Source organism: Roseivirga misakiensis, assembly GCF_001747105.1.
Classification (GTDB): Bacteria; Bacteroidota; Bacteroidia; order Cytophagales; family Cyclobacteriaceae; genus Roseivirga; species Roseivirga misakiensis.
Genome location: NZ_MDGQ01000004.1, coordinates 168,782 through 185,134, shown reverse-complemented (window position 1 = coordinate 185,134; position 16,353 = coordinate 168,782). Strand labels below are relative to the sequence as shown.

15 protein-coding genes and 1 pseudogene are annotated in these 16,353 nt (G+C 39.7%); 3 read left to right on the top strand and 13 right to left on the bottom strand.

The window, feature by feature from the left end; genetic code table 11:
• The first annotated feature begins 6 nt into the window (after positions 1-6).
• Positions 7-894, top strand: coding sequence for a cation diffusion facilitator family transporter (locus BFP71_RS06790; protein WP_069834737.1), 888 nt, complete (start codon positions 7-9; stop codon positions 892-894).
• 71 nt (positions 895-965) lie between these two features.
• Here BFP71_RS06790 and BFP71_RS06785 read toward each other — a convergent pair whose 3' ends face one another.
• Both BFP71_RS06785 and BFP71_RS06780 read right to left on the bottom strand, forming a co-directional pair.
• Entirely contained in the window at positions 966-3,335 is a 2,370-nt protein-coding gene (locus BFP71_RS06785; protein ID WP_069834736.1) for a ribonucleoside-diphosphate reductase subunit alpha, read from the bottom strand.
• Between the two features lie 34 nt (positions 3,336-3,369).
• Positions 3,370-4,374 carry a ribonucleotide-diphosphate reductase subunit beta gene (locus BFP71_RS06780; RefSeq protein WP_069834735.1) on the bottom strand — a complete coding sequence of 335 codons (1,005 nt, stop codon included), beginning with the start codon at positions 4,372-4,374 and terminating at the stop codon, positions 3,370-3,372.
• A gap of 472 nt (positions 4,375-4,846) precedes the next feature.
• Between BFP71_RS06780 and rplU the strand changes: the two are divergent.
• Positions 4,847-5,149: pseudogene (gene rplU / locus BFP71_RS06775) on the top strand (50S ribosomal protein L21); the annotation flags it as partial.
• A gap of 111 nt (positions 5,150-5,260) precedes the next feature.
• Positions 5,261-5,539: a 50S ribosomal protein L27 gene (gene rpmA / locus BFP71_RS06770; protein WP_069834734.1), complete on the top strand. Its 279-nt coding sequence runs from the start codon at positions 5,261-5,263 to the stop codon at positions 5,537-5,539.
• A gap of 62 nt (positions 5,540-5,601) precedes the next feature.
• On the opposite strand, the gene BFP71_RS06765 is transcribed toward rpmA, so the two are convergent.
• The 11 genes from BFP71_RS06765 to pgi form a co-directional block, all read right to left on the bottom strand.
• Positions 5,602-6,471: a hypothetical protein gene (locus BFP71_RS06765; protein ID WP_069834733.1), complete on the bottom strand. Its 870-nt coding sequence runs from the start codon at positions 6,469-6,471 to the stop codon at positions 5,602-5,604.
• 136 nt (positions 6,472-6,607) lie between these two features.
• Positions 6,608-7,213, bottom strand: coding sequence for a rhomboid family intramembrane serine protease (locus BFP71_RS06760; RefSeq protein WP_069834732.1), 606 nt, complete (start codon positions 7,211-7,213; stop codon positions 6,608-6,610).
• A complete protein-coding gene (locus tag BFP71_RS06755) occupies positions 7,214-8,188 on the bottom strand; it encodes a polyprenyl synthetase family protein (protein ID WP_069834731.1) in 975 nt (324 codons plus the stop codon). It abuts the gene before it with no gap.
• A complete protein-coding gene (rnr, locus tag BFP71_RS06750) occupies positions 8,178-10,343 on the bottom strand; it encodes a ribonuclease R (RefSeq protein ID WP_069834730.1) in 2,166 nt (721 codons plus the stop codon). The genes BFP71_RS06755 and rnr overlap by 11 nt, the downstream gene beginning before the upstream one ends.
• Positions 10,344-10,411: 68 nt before the next feature.
• Complete coding sequence (locus BFP71_RS06745; protein WP_069834729.1) at positions 10,412-11,119, bottom strand: 3'-5' exonuclease; 708 nt, start codon at positions 11,117-11,119, stop codon at positions 10,412-10,414.
• Between the two features lie 38 nt (positions 11,120-11,157).
• Positions 11,158-11,556: a hypothetical protein gene (locus tag BFP71_RS06740; RefSeq protein WP_069834728.1), complete on the bottom strand. Its 399-nt coding sequence runs from the start codon at positions 11,554-11,556 to the stop codon at positions 11,158-11,160.
• Between the two features lie 23 nt (positions 11,557-11,579).
• Positions 11,580-12,710, bottom strand: coding sequence for a glycoside hydrolase family 113 (locus tag BFP71_RS06735; RefSeq protein WP_069834727.1), 1,131 nt, complete (start codon positions 12,708-12,710; stop codon positions 11,580-11,582).
• The gene (gene lipB / locus BFP71_RS06730; RefSeq protein WP_069834726.1) at positions 12,700-13,434 is read right to left on the bottom strand and encodes a lipoyl(octanoyl) transferase LipB; all 735 of its coding nucleotides are present in this window, start codon (positions 13,432-13,434) and stop codon (positions 12,700-12,702) included. Before lipB ends, BFP71_RS06735 begins: the two co-directional genes overlap by 11 nt.
• Before the next feature lie 35 nt (positions 13,435-13,469).
• Positions 13,470-13,658, bottom strand: coding sequence for a hypothetical protein (locus BFP71_RS06725; RefSeq protein WP_069834725.1), 189 nt, complete (start codon positions 13,656-13,658; stop codon positions 13,470-13,472).
• A gap of 14 nt (positions 13,659-13,672) precedes the next feature.
• Positions 13,673-14,662: a type I phosphomannose isomerase catalytic subunit gene (locus BFP71_RS06720; RefSeq protein WP_069834724.1), complete on the bottom strand. Its 990-nt coding sequence runs from the start codon at positions 14,660-14,662 to the stop codon at positions 13,673-13,675.
• Positions 14,662-16,314 (bottom strand): glucose-6-phosphate isomerase, encoded by a 1,653-nt coding sequence (gene pgi, locus BFP71_RS06715; RefSeq protein ID WP_069834723.1) that lies wholly within the window; start codon positions 16,312-16,314, stop codon positions 14,662-14,664. The genes BFP71_RS06720 and pgi overlap by 1 nt, the downstream gene beginning before the upstream one ends.
• Positions 16,315-16,353 lie beyond the last annotated feature (39 nt).

The following is a 16,353-nucleotide window of genomic DNA, read 5'->3' as shown; positions in this document are numbered from 1 at the left end:
TAGGGTATGGGCCATCACCACCACCATGCGGAGCATAGCCATGGATCTAAGAACCTGAAGGTTGCTTTTTTTCTCAATTTCTCTTTTACAATTATTGAGTTTATTGGTGGCTTGCTCACAGGAAGTTTGGCAATCTTATCGGATGCCTTGCACGATTTGGGGGATAGTATAAGTATTGGCCTGTCTTGGTATTTCCAGCATCTATCAGATACAAAAGATAGTAATCAAAAGTACACTTACGGTTATAAACGCTTTTCACTGCTCGGGGCAATTATTAATGCAGGTATTTTATTGGTTGGTTCGGTCATTATAATTAGCCAAGCAGCACCACAGGTTTTTAATCCTGGAGAGGTAGATGATCAGGGAATGCTGATTATTGCCATTTTTGGAGTGATCGTAAATGGTGCGGCAGTCCTTAGACTCAAAAAGGGTAAGTCGATGAACGAAAGAGTGATTCGATTACACTTGTTAGAAGATGTTTTGGGTTGGTTAACTGTACTGTTAGGCAGTTTGTTAATCATGTATTTCGATTGGCAGTTTATCGATCCGCTTTTGTCTGTTTTGATAGGTGTTTTTATTATCTATAATGTCATCGCTAACTTAAAAAAGAGTTTCTCAATCATCTTACAGACTACACCTGCCGATGTTGATATTCCAGCTATTCACGATGGGTTAAAATCGATACCCGAAATTATTGATATCCATGATTGTCATGTCTGGTCTATGGATGGAGAGTATCATGTGCTATCAGCGCATGTGGTATTAGATAAGGTTTATTCTTTGAGAGAATTAACGGAAATTAAATCTAAAGCGAAGCTGCTTTTAGCCGATCTGAATATTAAGCACTCAACCCTCGAGTTTGAAGAGGATGGCGAAGAGTGTGAAGGCTGTTGAGCTATGGGGTATAAAAAAACCCTGACCAATTGGTCAGGGTTTACTGTTAGCAATAATTAACCCCAATTATACTAACTTCCACATGCCTCACAAGAATCAGGATCATCTAGTGAGCAAGCCATATCAGCGGCTTTTTGCTCCAGTTGTGCTGCAGTAGGGGCGCTTGCCGCGGCCTTATCAACAGTGAACTGAATGGCACTTGTGGCTGCCTTTGATCTCAAGTAATACATACCCGTTTTCAATCCTTTCTTCCAAGCATAGAAATGCATAGAAGTTAACTTACCGAAGTTTGGATCTTGGATATGTATATTTAAGCTTTGCGACTGACAAATGTAAGCCCCTCTGTCAGCAGACATCTCAATAATTGCTTTCTGAGATATCTCCCAAACTGTTTTATACAAAGCTTTTATTTCTTCTGGAATATCTGGGATATCCTGAACTGAACCTTGCGCAGCAATTAGTTTGTTCTTCATATCGCCGTTCCATAAGCCTAATTTGATTAGGTCTTTCATCAAGTGCTTGTTTACAATTACAAACTCTCCCGAAAGTGTACGTCTTGTATAAATATTCGACGTATATGGCTCAAAACACTCATTATTTCCTAGGATTTGAGAGGTAGATGCTGTTGGCATTGGCGCTACTAACAATGAGTTTCTCACACCATGTTTCTTCACCTCTTTCTTCAATGAATCCCAATCCCATTTACCAGAATCTGGCGTTACACCCCACATATCGTATTGGAAGATGCCTTTAGATACTGGAGAACCTTTGAACGTTTCGTAAGGGCCTTCTACTTTAGCTAAGTCTTTAGATGCAGTCATTGCCGCGAAGTAGATGGTCTCAAAGATATCTTTGTTTAACTTTCTAGCCTCTTCTGAATCAAATGGCATACGCATTAAAATAAATGCATCTGCTAAGCCTTGTACACCTAGTCCGATAGGCCTGTGGCGCATGTTAGAATTCTCAGCTTCCGGAACAGGGTAATAGTTTACATCAATTACCTTGTTTAGGTTCATGGTAGCTACATAAGTAACATCATATAGTCTTTGGAAATCGTACTCTCCCTTTTCTTCGTTTACATACATCGGTAATGCAATTGAAGCAAGGTTACATACAGCAACTTCATCTGGTGCGGTGTACTCAATTATTTCAGTACACAGGTTAGATGACTTAATGGTACCCAAGTTTTTCTGATTCGACTTTTTGTTTGCCGCATCTTTATAAAGCATATAAGGTGTTCCAGTCTCGATCTGAGCTTCTAGCACTTCAAACCATAGGTCTTGTGCTTTTACTGTTTGACGACCTTTACCTTCACGCTCATATTTTTCATAAAGCTTTTCAAACTCTTCACCATAAACGTCTGATAGGCCTGGGCATTCGTTAGGACATAATAAAGTCCAATCCTCGTTAGCCTCTACACGCTTCATGAATAAGTCTGGAATCCAAAGTGCGTAGAATAAATCTCTCGCTCTTAATTCTTCTTTACCGTGATTTTTCTTTAAATCAAGGAAATCAAAGATATCGGCATGCCATGGTTCCATGTACATCGCGAAAGATCCTTTTCTCTTCCCTCCACCTTGATCGACATAACGGGCTGTCATGTCAAAGTTTCTTAACATTGGAACGATACCATTAGAAACTCCGCCAGTTCCTTTAATGTATGATCCTTTAGCACGAACGTTATGAATGCTTAGTCCAATACCGCCTGCAGATTGCGATATTTTTGCGCATTGTTTTAGCGTATCGTAAATACCATCGATACTGTCATCTTTCATTGTTAATAGGAAACAAGATGATAGTTGTGGTTTTGGTGTACCTGCGTTAAATAGGGTAGGCGTAGCGTGCGTAAACCACTTTTCAGAAAGTAGATTGTAAGTTTCTACTACTTTATCTAGGTCGTCTCCATGAATACCAACTGCTACACGCATAAGCATGTGCTGTGGACGCTCAACGATTTTACCATCGAGTTTCATTAGGTATGAACGCTCTAGTGTCTTGAAGCCGAAGTAGTCATAGCTAAAGTCACGATCGTATATGATTGTAGAGTCTAGTGCCGCTGCGTTTTTCTTTACTACACCGTAAGTTTCTTTGGAAATTAAAGGTGCATTTTCACCAGTCTTAGGGTCTACATAAGTGTAAAGCCTTTTCATGGTGTTGGAGAAAGATTTACTCGTCGTTTTGTGCAGGTTAGATATGGCTATCCTAGCGGCTAGTTTAGCATAATCTGGGTGGCGAACGGTCATTGTTGCAGCAATTTCTGCTGCTAGGTTGTCGAGTTCTGGTGTACTTACACCATCAAAAAGACCTTCTATAACTTTTTTAGCAACATCGATTGGTTCTACGAAGTTGGAATCTAAGCCGTAGGAGAGTTTTTCGACCCGAGCGGTGATTTTGTCGAATTTGACAGACTCGCGTCTGCCATCTCTTTTTATTACTAACATTTTTTATTGGGGTTTGGGGGTATTAAATATTTTCTTAGAAGTCGGCATCAAAAGATAATGATCGGGCATCCGATGTATCATCTTTATCCTTCATAACTCCTGCTTTTTGGTAATCGCCAACTCTCTTTTCGAAGAAGTTGGTTTTACCTTGCAACGATATCATTTCCATGAAATCGAATGGGTTGGTTGAATTGTAAACCTTTTCACAACCAAGCTCAACAAGTAGTCTATCCGTTACAAACTCTAGGTACTGAGCCATAAGGTCAGAATTCATACCGATCAATCTAACTGGTAATGACTCTGTAATAAACTCTCTTTCGATATCTAGTGCATCGAGAATGATTTCTTTGATGCGCTCTTGTGGTACCTTATTGATCAAGTGTTCGTTGTGAAGGTGAACAGCAAAATCACAGTGTAAGCCTTCATCTCTTGAGATTAACTCGTTTGAGAAGGTTAAACCTGGCATAAGGCCTCTCTTTTTCAACCAGAAGATAGAACAGAAACTACCCGAGAAGAAAATTCCCTCTACTGCAGCAAAAGCGATAAGTCTTTCAGCAAAAGATGGAGATTCGATCCATTTTAGTGCCCACTCCGCCTTTTTCTTAATTGCATCGAAAGTTTCGATTGCATTAAAGAGCTCGTTGGCTTCTTGAGGGTTTTTAATGTAGGTATCTATTAATAAGGAGTAAGTTTCTGAGTGTATGTTTTCCATCATAATCTGGAAACCATAAAAGAATTTTGCTTCTGTGTACTGAACTTCGTTTACGAAGTTTTCTGCCAGATTTTCATTTACAATTCCGTCAGAAGCGGCAAAGAAGGCAAGAATGTGTTTGATAAAGTATTTCTCATCTTCAGTAAGCTTATCATTCCAATCGGTAAGGTCTTGGTGAAGGTCAATTTCTTCAGCGGTCCAAATACTGGCTTCTGCCTTCTTATAATACTGCCAAATGTCATCGTGTTGAATAGGGAAAAGAACAAAACGATTTTTGTTCTCCTTCAATAGGGGCTCCTGCGTGGCAGTCGTCGTCAATTCACTCATGTTAATCTTCAGTTATTGGGGTCGTACAATAATAAGTCACGTGGAAGAAGTGTTCTTCTTCACATAAACACACATAATCGAAGGAAAACCTTCGAGGAAATCTCTAAATGTTTTAAGAGTTTCTAGCTAAAGTCTTGACACTCTTATGAGTTAGACTTCGACCAGAGGATAGGTTGTTTATTGGGGTCGTAACCTTTGACAAATATTACAAAAACTAGGTGAAAAATCAACGCTAAATCTTTAGTTGTTTTCTGTTTTACATGAAGTTAAAAATAGCTGTTAAGTAGCTGCTATTAAGTGTAATACAAGGTGCAGTTTAGATTAAAACTTATCCTTTTTTTCGGCGTATGAAGGGGCAAAAAAAAGTGAAAATTTAATATTGAGATTTCTCTTGCATTTATGCTTTTAGTTTGGTTTGTTTTTCGCAAACATTCTATTACCTTTGCAGTCCGTTTTTGAAAAACCGTTCAAAATGTACGCAATAGTAGATATAGCAGGAAAGCAGTTCAAAGTAACGCAAGACCAGTTCGTTTATGCTCCATTAATGGAGGGCGAAGAAGGCGCTTCCGTAGAGTTCGATAACGTAATGTTAGTCGACAATGAAGGTAAAGTTGAAGTAGGTACCCCAACTGTGAAGGGTGCTAAGGTGTCTGGTAAGATTATCGGTCATGTAAAAGGAGACAAAGTAATTGTCTTTAAGAAGAAGAGAAGGAAAGGCTATAAAGTTAAGAATGGCCACCGTCAAAACTTTACAAAAGTATTAATCGAGTCGATTGGTTCTGGGGGTGCAAAAAAGGCACCAGCTAAAAAGGCCAAGAAAGCTGAAACGAAAAAAACTGAAACCACTGAAGAAGGATAGTCCCTTCGGAATTAAAATTTAAATACCATGGCACATAAAAAAGGAGCAGGTAGTTCTAACAACGGTCGTGAATCAGAATCGAAACGACTGGGCGTGAAAATTTATGGTGGTCAAGCGGCTATCGCTGGTAACATCATTGTAAGACAAAGAGGTACTAAGCATCACCCTGGTAAAAATGTTGGAATGGGTAAAGACCATACACTTTTTGCTTTGACGCACGGTGTTGTAGAGTTCAAAAAAGGAAGAAAAGACAGATCTTATGTTTCTGTTCTACCTTTCGAAAACCAAGAAACTGCAGAGGCTTAATTTAAGTTTCTCCATTATAAGATTTGAAACCCTAATCTCGAAAGAGGTTAGGGTTTTTGTGTTTAATCAATCTGCTCTATTTGAGCCATGGCTTGAAGCCACAACAGGTCATAGGTCCTGAATTCATCTTTCCCTAATTCTTTTTCAAGTCGGCGCCTTTGTTGGATAAGGGTTTTATTAAACGGGTTAAACCTGATCAACTTATTTATAGTGAGGTAGGCTTTTTTACCTTTTTTCTTTGCCAAATAAGTTTCTAGTTTTTTCAGCAGTTTATTGTAGGCTTTTGTTGTTTCGCCAGGTTCTGATAATCTCATGTTCTTGCCTGAACGCGACATTACCCTATTCGGGTCTTTTCTAAGTTCCTCTTCTCTTAGTTCTTTAATAGCTTCTTCGGGTGTACGAGAATCGTTTTTATCTAGCGTTATACTCCTTCTCACAACAGTCTTGCTGATAATTGTATTTCTTGTCAATACAGGAAGAAATGGAGCTTCAAAAGACGATGGAAATCCATCTACCATTCCCATAATTTGACCTATATTATATTCGCCTACTCCAATCGCAATTGGCTGATACACTTTATATGCTTTGCCAATATTTACCCAGTTGTTTACCGAGCTCAAAATAAATTTACTCACGGTTTGTTCAATGTCGTCATTAAGTTTAGTCATAAACCTAACAGAAACTTCTCCCTTGTCACTTACCGATACTTCGTATATCACTAGACCCTCTACTCTTGACCTAATGGATAATGCCGATGGTCTTACATTTTTACCAAAGTTTTGTCGATAGAGCTTCATGCCTTGTGTATTAAGTGAATCAAGAAGGCTGATCTTTTTGATTGACTCCTTTTTATGGTCTTCTTGGGCTGAAGCAACTGAGTAAATGCTAAATAATATAAAGGTTAAAACGGCTAATGTGATCTTTTTATTCATCGAGAACTATGATTATCGAGGAATTTAATTACAATTTATGATATAATAGAACTTTAATAAATTATATATAGATTATTGAAAAATTAGGGCCCCAATTCTGGTTTTTGGTATTAATGAACTACAAGGAACTAAGGGTTTAGAATAGTGTACTGATAAAGGTTTCGAGGGTCGAAGGCTTCAGAATCAGTACGAAAACTACACCGTACAATGCACCAAAAAGATGAGCATCGTGGTTGATATTATCTCCTCCTCTTTTACCCATAACAATGGAGTATGCAATAAAAAGTGCGCCAAGAATATAGCCCGGAAGGCATAAGAGTCCATAAAGGCAAAGTTCCTGAAGTGGATCGAATAGTATAAAAGCTAATACCAGTGCTGATACCCCTCCAGATGCGCCGAGCGAATTATAATTTGGGTTGTTTTTTTGCTTAAATAATGTCGGAAGATTGGCAACGGCTACCGCACTCAAGAAGAGTAGTACATACAAGAAATTACCTGAGGATCCGAAATAAGCATTGAAAATCTCTTCTATAGCACCTCCAAAAAAGTATAAGGTGAATAAGTTCATAAACAGGTGAATGCCATTATTGTGCACAAAACCTGAAGTAATTAACCGTTCTAACTGGCGTTGATGGAAGGTTGCATGGGTGTTTAACATCAATTTTTGATGTATCTCCGGACGCTGCCAAGCATAATAGGTAATGGCACCTATCGCGATCATCAGGCCGTAAGTAACTTCCATTTATTTATCTCGATTGATCAAATAGTTTGTGAACTCAATTAGGAGCTCTTTTCTTTCTTCTGCAACCTCTATTTTTTCCAGCGCTTTAAAACCGCTTTGGAAATACTCGTTCATTTTGTCGAGGGTCAATTCTTTGATTCCTATTTCCGCATAGACACTTTTTACAGCGGCCACTTTCTCGGCAGGTTCGAATTCAGTCAAATTAATCCAATGTTGTAGTTGCTGGGATTGTTTTTCATTGGATAGTTCAAGTGCTTTTAGGAGCAAAAAGGTCTTCTTATTTGAAAGGATATCGCCCCCCACTTGTTTGCCAAATTTTTCTTGATCTGCATAAACATCTAAGAGGTCATCTTTCAACTGAAATCCTATGCCAATGTCTACGCCAAAATCATAAAGTGCTTGTGCTTCTTGATCTGGTGCTCCAGCCAGCATGGCACCCAATTTTAGACTGAATCCGAGCAAGACTGCGGTCTTTAGCCTAATCATGTTGATATACTCCGCTTCATCTACCGTTGGTAATGCTTCGAAGTTCATGTCTAGCTGTTGGCCTTCGCATACACCAGCCGCACATTCATTGAAATCTCTTATGATCTGGGATAAATTCTCTTGTTTACCTAAAAGCATATCATAAGCTCTTACCATCATTACATCCCCTGAAAGAATGGCGGTACTTTGATTCCATTTTTCATGAACTGTTGGTTTTCCGCGTCTGATAGGAGCGTTGTCCATGATATCGTCATGAACGAGTGTGAAATTGTGGAATACTTCAACGGCCAAGGCTTGGTTGAGGATAGTTTCGTGATCCTCTTTGAATAGTCTGTAGGCCAAAATAACGAGTAGAGGTCTCAGTCTTTTCCCCCCAAGAGACATTATATACGTTATTGGATCGTAAAGCTCATTTGGTTTTGCACCGTACTCTACTGTTTTAAGCTTTTCATTTATATCGTCAAGGAGCTCTTGAAGTTTACTCGTCATCTTCTTCTGTAAATATTAGATCAATCGTTCGTCTATCGATGTCTGTAGCTTTTACCCTTACAAAGACTTCATCACCGAGACTGATCATTCGTTTGTTTCTTCTACCAATAACCCGGTAGTTTTGTTCATCATATTCATAGAAATCGTCGTCTAGATCCGCTATCCGGACCATGCCCTCACATTTGGTTTCTGTTATTTCTACATATACTCCCCACTCAGTGACTCCACTCACGATTCCTGCAAAGGCCTTTTGCTCTACAAGAGACATGAATTCGACCTGCTTATACTTTATTGATGCACGCTCAGCATCAGCGGCTCTCTTTTCGCGCTCCGAGGCATGAACACAAAGTTCCTCATAGGCTTCTTTGTCCACTGACTTCCCGCCATCTAGGTAGTGCTGTAGTAACCGGTGGACCATCATGTCAGGATATCGCCGAATTGGGGATGTGAAATGGGTATAGTGTGGAAATGCTAACCCAAAGTGGCCTTTGGGTTCGGTGGTGTATTTGGCTTTTGCCATTGTCCGAATGGCTAGTTGCTGTAGCACATTCTGCTCAGGCGTTCCCTCAATATTCTCAATGAGACCGTTTAACGATTTGGAAACCCCTTTTTTGTCAAAGTCCATTTGATGGCCAAAGCGTCTGGCAAAATTCGAAAACGTGTCCAGTTTTTCTGGGTCTGGGTTATCATGCGATCGGTAAACAAAGGTTAAAGGGTTAGCTTGTTTAAACTTGTTATAAATGAACTCTGCCACGCGTTTATTGGCCAAAAGCATAAACTCTTCGATTAGCATGTGGGCATCTTTCCGCTCTTTCGGAATTACACCAAGTGGAGTGCCTTTTTCGTCAAGTTTAAATTTCACTTCTACTGTTTCGAAGTTTACAGCGCCGTTACTAAATCTCTTTTTCCTGAGCTTTTTAGCTAAAACGTCAAGTGCGGTAATTTCTTCAAAGTAATCACCTTCTTGGTTTTCGAGACGTTCTTGAGCGTCTTCATAAGCAAATCGTCTATCCGAATAGATAATTGTTCTTCCAAACCATTCTTTTTGAATTTCGCCTGCATCGTCTAATTCAAAAACGGCCGAAAAAGTAAGTTTTTCTTCCTCTGGTCTTAAAGAGCAAAGTCCATTCGATAGCCTTTCCGGAAGCATAGGAATTGTTCTGTCCACTAAATACACGGAAGTGGCTCTTTCCACAGCCTCTTTTTCTAGGCTAGTTTCTGGTTGAACGTAGTGCGTTACATCAGCTATATGTACACCCACTTCCGTATTTCCATTGTCTAGTTTCTTGATCGAAAGTGCATCGTCAAAGTCCTTAGCGTCCACAGGGTCTATCGTGAATGTGGGTACTTTTCTAAAGTCTTTTCTTTTCACAATTTCTTTGCTTGATATTTTGTCTGAAATAGTCTCAGCTTCTGCTTCAAGCCCTTCTGGAAATTCAAGCGGTAGCCCAAATTCAGCGATGATCGAGTGAATTTCGGCGTTGTGCTCACCAGCTTTACCCAAGACTCTGGTAATGACTCCTTCTGGCTTTTTATTGCGATCGGGCCATTGAGTGATCTGAACAATGACTTTATCGTTGTGTTTAGCGCCGTTTAAGTCTTCGTATCGCACGTAGACATCGTGAAACATCTTTTTAAAATCAGGAATCACGAAACCATATCGCGTAGACATTTCCAGTCTACCTACAAACTCTTCTCTATTTCGCTCAAGAATTTCAATGACTTTGCCTTCTTGATGTTTACCATGCTTTCCTGGTTTGATGACGATTTTTACTTTATCGTCATCCATGGCGCCATTCAGGTCATTGGCAGAAATCCACACATCCTCACTTCCTTCAGAATTGGCTAAAACGGCATAGGCAAATCGTGGATTTACACTATCGATTGTAGCGATAATTGGGCTTAAATCTACGTCTACAGTAAATGCACCATTTCTGAGTTTTTTTATAGCCCCTTTATCCTCTAGTCTAAAGATGGCTTCGGTTACAAGGGCTTTTGATTTGGCGTCTCTTACACCTACAGACTTTAAAATTTGTTTGATTTGATAACCGCGGCCAGAGTTTTGTGACAAGAAGTTAAGAATGACCGGCTCAATTTTTTTTGGGTTCCCTTTTGAGGCTTTATGAGGCGGTTTAGATTTTCGTTTTCGGCCCATTAATTGGTTTGTATCGTATGATCTAAAAATAGAAATAAAAAAGAGTAATGTGTCTATGCACTTCGACTTTAAAGTAGTGTGATTCTTTCCTTGGGTAATGTTGGCATTTGATTGAGTCGGAGAAATACTTGAGCAAGGACGACTACGTCTCGTTTACAATATTCACTGATCCTTTCTAAGTCATTTTCGCCATAATAAACTTCATTGACTTGACTACCGTCGATATCGTCTTTACTACTTTCAATATTCAGGATGGCGGCAAGTAATTCCAGTGAAGTAAAGTGTTTATAATCACCAAATTTCCACATCTCCATGGTGTCTAGGTGTTTGATTTCCCACGGCTTTTTTCCACTCAGACTCAACACTTCTGGTACTGGGAGATTATTTATGATAAGTCTCCTGCTGAGGTAGGGGAAGTCAAATTCTTTTCCATTGTGGGCACAGAGTCTTAAGGATTCACTATCAAATTTCTGGGAGATGAGCGAACTAAATTCTTTTAGCAGGTCTTTCTCGTTATCGTTTGAAAAGGCTTTAATTCTGAGTTTTGGATTGTCCTCTTTTGTAAAGTAACCTACAGCAATGCTTACTATTTTTCCAAATTCAGCATAAATACCTGCCTGTTGATAAAGATCGGCTGGGGTAAGCAATCCGCTTTTGTCTAAGAACTTGGCTTTCTTTTCCCATAAGGTTTTGAAGCGATCAGAAAGATTCTCGAATTGAGGCGATGTGGCTACTGTTTCGATATCAAGAAACAATATATTATATAAATTTAGCATGTGTTTATTGTAAAATATACAACAATAAACACGCTGAATCAAGTAGCTGTTTTACCGAGTAGTTCTAGTTCTTCAATTTCTTCCAACTCGAATTCTTGAAATGGAGCGATTACAAATTTCTTGTCAAACATCTCATTCACAATGTAATAGCTTACCCAGAATTCATTATAAAAAGAGAATACTTCCGGACTAATGGGTTCAACTTTTGCAACGCTTTGCTGCTCGATTGTTCCAACAAGGTGTCTAAGTGTCGATGTTTTTCTAGCATCTTTCTCCAAGCTCTCATAGCCTTTCGAAACAATCATGACATTGGTTAATTCGATCAGATTTCGATTAACCATGTATACATGCCATTCACTTTCACCAAGTGGATTAGTGCTCTTTGCTATGCAAATTTTAACGCCAGTAACTTCAGGGATATGGATATCTTTTTTCATGGATTAGATAAAGTCAAAACGCTCTATTGACCAAATTTTCCATACCAATCGATCATTACTTCTTCAGCTTTTTTGCCTTGTGGTGTAAAGTCGATGTCATAAAATCTTCGCCTGTTCGACGATTTATCTGCTGGTTTGGAGTAATTCGGGTACCACTTCCACAGGTGTATTCCAGCTATATATGGTTGGTCAAAAACTTCTCGGAACATGGCCTCATAAAGCGTGGCTTGGGTCTCTTCTGAATAAATGGTTTCTCTTTCTTCTCTACTCAAACGTTGAGGCCATTCCCAAGGCTCAATACCTGAATTTAAAGTGCTTTTGTAACCTGCTTCTGTGAATAAAATGGGCTTGTCGTACTTATTGGAGAACGATTCTAGTTTGGTTAGGTGAGGTTGCCAACCTTTTCGCACCTCTTCTAACGTAGGGCTATTGTGATCTGTCAATGGAAAATAAGCTTGAATGCCGATATAGTCGAGTTCATCCCAAAACGCCACATCTTCGTACTCATTTGAGAAATTTGCCGCATAAGTAAGCTTACCAGAGTAGACCGCTCTAATCTTTTTGATCAGTGCACGCCAATCTTGTTCTCTTTCTACACAAGTTTGATGAAGTTCGGTACCAATACAGAGCATTTCCATTTGCGATTCCTCAGCCACTTGAGCATAATGTAGGATGAACTCTTCATAGTCCTTAAACCACTTTTGCCAATCTTCTTCCGAGTTCATAGCGATTTCTCCCCGCCACTTTCCTTCTTTATCTCTGAGCCATATGTGCGGCTTTAGAATGGTATTAATGCCGTATGTCTTTGCTAATTGCGTTGTGGTTTTCAGTCCAGCGTCTCTTTCTCCCCACCAAACACGGCTTTGGTCTTCCATTCTTCGGTTACTTCCAATGGACGGATTATCATGACCGCTTTGCCAGCCAAATGGGGTCTGAGAAATCCAATTGACATGCTTCTCTGCTAGTGCTTTCATGGTGGCTGAGTCTACCACGGTTGAACTCCCTACCCAGCATACACCTCGGTGTTTATCGTGAGTTTCTATAACAATACCACCGCTATTATTCCCTAATTGATCCTTAAGTCCAAATAGACTTACTACCCCAAGAACCAAAATCAAAGGTATTAGGTATGAATAGAGTTTTTTAGACTTCATGGGGTTTAATGTGCATTCCAAAGACCTCAGACAGGTGGTTGGTCAGTTTAATTTGAACTTCCGACATATCTACGTATTCACCAAGCTCTTTGTTCATGGAAGTCACTGCTTTGTCGTCTATCCCGCAGGGTACAATATGCTCAAAATAGGAAAGATCGGTATTTACGTTGAGTGCTAGGCCGTGCATTGTCACCCATCTGCTAGACTTAACGCCCATCGCACAAATCTTTCGAGGTTCTTGAGCTCCTTTTTCGAAATCGATCCACACACCAGTGAGTCCATCAATTCTTCCCGCTGAGATTCCGAAATCATTTAGGGTTAGGATAACGGCTTCTTCAAGCAGTCTTAAATACTTGTGAATGTCATTAAAAAAGTTGTCTAAGTCTAAGATTGGATAGGCAACAAGTTGCCCTGGACCGTGATAAGTGATATCACCGCCTCTATTAATCCGATAAAATTGAGCATAGTGATCTTTCAGTCCTTGTTCATCAAGGAGCAAATTCTCTATAGATCCACTCTTCCCAAGAGTATAAACATGAGGGTGTTGACAAAAAATAAGATAGTTGTCCGTCGTCAGCCTTTCTTCAGGGTGCTCAATTTTGCGGTTTAAAATCTTGCGATCAACCGTTTTTTTAAACACCGATTCCTGATAATCCCATACACACTTGTAATCATCAGTACCTAGGTCTATTACTTCAACTGTCTTATTAATATGAATACTCATGTCTTACGCGTTCACAGCCACATACACACGCTAAGTTAGGCTAGTTTCTCCTGTTCTCCTACGCGTTCAACAGACAGTACACGAACGTATTTCGTTATTTGTCTATTTGCTTTACGTAGGGCAGAAGTGTGATTTCGCGCTAGAAACTCTTTTCTAACCACGCTGTTATCCTTTGTATTCAAGAACGTGGCGGAGAAGCTCTTCATATTCTTCTTTCCAGCCATGAATCAAAAATAGACTATGGCATGAAAGTTTCCAACATTTTAAAACCTGATTTGGTGCGTATATGAACTTCAGGAAACTTTTTTGGTACTAAAACAGCATTTCCCATACAAATTTTTGCATTATGACCCTGTGTGCTGATTTCGGCTTCCCCAGCTACGCAGGTATAGATGACAAAGGAGTCTCTCTCATAATGCTCTCGAATGATACCTGTTGAAAAGTCCAGTAAGTTGGTTTGAAAGTACTGTGACTCTACCAAAGGTACTGCTTCGTTTACGCTTTTTTGGTACGGAGTTTTATAATCCGAATAGTACTTATAGTCTAGTGCGTCTAGTGCTTCTTCAGTATGTAGTTCTCGCTTATTGCCTTCATCATCTACTCGGTCGAAATCGTAGATGCGATAGGTGACGTCTGAGGATTGTTGGATTTCAGCAAGCAATAAACCTTTACCGATCGTGTGTACCCGACCCGCTGGTAGATAAAAACAGTCACCAGCTTCCACTTCCTCTTCATTTAGGATTTCGGTTAGTCTACCGCTATTGAGGTGTTCAAGGTATTCTTCTTGATTTGTGTTTTTGTTGAATCCACTAATCAATTTTGCACCTTTATCGGCCTGAAAAACATACCACATTTCAGACTTTCCAAGAGAGTTGTGTCGCGCTTTGGCAAGTTTATCATCAGGATGCACCTGTATAGATAAATCTTGAGCAGCGTCAATGAACTTAACGAGCAATGGAAACTCATTTCCATATTGCTCATAAACTTTTGACCCAACGAGCTCTTCTTTATAAGTATCGATTAAGTCCGGAAGAGTGTTACCTTTTAAATTACCTTCTGATACCACAGAGAGGTTGCCAGGAACTCCAGAGATTTCCCAAGTTTCCCCGCAGTTTTTTAAGGGTGAAAAATCTTTTTGAAGTACGTCTTTAATCTTAGTGCCACCCCAAATTTTTTCTTTGAAAATAGTATCGAACTTGAGAGGATATAGGTAATTCTTTTGGCTCATTAGTTTCGCATTGCTTTGTAGGTATTAATGAGTCCATTTGTTGAAGCATCATGTTCAGCAATTTCCTCATTATGATTCAGCTCAGGAAGTATCTTTTTGGCCAAGACTTTGCCAAGTTCTACGCCCCACTGATCGAAGCTAAAGATATTCCAAATTACCCCCTGAACAAAGATTTTATGCTCATACATAGCGACAAGACTACCTAATACTTTTGGGGTAAGCTTTTTAAACAGAATGCTATTGGTTGGGCGATTTCCTTCGAATACTTTGAAAGGGGCTATAGCCTTAATTTCATCTGCTGACTTGCCTTGAGCCGAAAGCTCTTTTTCCACTTCTTCTCTTGATTTCCCCATCATCAGAGCCTCTGTTTGGGCAAAGAAATTCGATAATAATTTTTCGTGGTGATCGCCAATTTGGTTGTGACTTATTGCTGGTGCCATAAAATCACATGGAATGAGTTTGGTCCCTTGGTGGATCAATTGGTAGAAAGCATGCTGTCCGTTTGTGCCAGGCTCGCCCCAAACTACAGGGCCTGTTTGATAGCTTACTTTATCTCCATTTCTGTCGACAAATTTTCCATTGCTTTCCATATTTCCTTGTTGGAAATAGGCAGCGAAACGATGCATATACTGATCATATGGGAGAATTGCTTCTGATTCGCTACCAAAGAAGTTGCCATACCATATGCCTATTAATGCCAATAAAACAGGAAGATTTTCGTCGAGTGAGGTTGTTTGAAAATGCTCATCCATTTCAAAGGCCCCTTCCAGGAGTTCTTCAAAGTTATCGAAGCCAATGGTGCAGGCAATTGAAAGGCCGATAGAAGACCAAAGTGAATATCGACCACCAACCCAGTCCCAAAATTCGAACATATTATTCTCGTCAATGCCGAAAGCTTTGACTGATTCAGCATTGGTTGATAGGGCAACGAAGTGTTTGGCAATATCAGCTTCTTTGGCACCCTGAGATAAAAACCATTCCCTAGCTGTATGGGCGTTGGTCATGGTCTCTTGCGTTGTAAATGTTTTGGAGGCAATCATGAATAGCGTCTCTTCCGCATTTACGTGCTTTAATACTTCTGCTATGTGACTTCCATCTACATTTGACACGAAATGTGAGGTTATACCATGAGTTGCGTATGGTTTTAGTGCTTCAACGACCATTACTGGGCCCAAGTCTGACCCTCCGATCCCAATGTTTACAATAGTGGTGATAGGGTTGTTGGTATATCCCAGCCATTCGCCACCTGTAATTTTATTGGCAAAGGATTTCATTTTAGCCAAGGCCATATTCACTTGCGGCATTACATCTACTCGATCGACTAAAATTGGTCTATTCGATCGGTTACGTAAAGCCGTGTGTAATACTGCTCTTCCTTCAGTTTGATTGATCTCCTCACCATTAAACATGGCTTCAATCGCGGCTTTTACTTTACAGTCTTGAGCTAAAGATTTCAACAAAGCCAATGTTTCATCAGTAATTATATTCTTCGAAAAGTCGACTAAAATATCATTGAATTGCAAGGAGAACTTCTTGAATCGATCTTGGTCTTCTTGAAAAAGGTCCTTCATGTGCACGTCTTTCATCTTATCATGATGGTCGACTAATTTTTGCCAGCTGGAAGTTTTTGTGGGGTTGGTTGAAGGAAGCATCGGTTTTAGTTTGATTTGGGAGTGAATTTAGCTGATAAT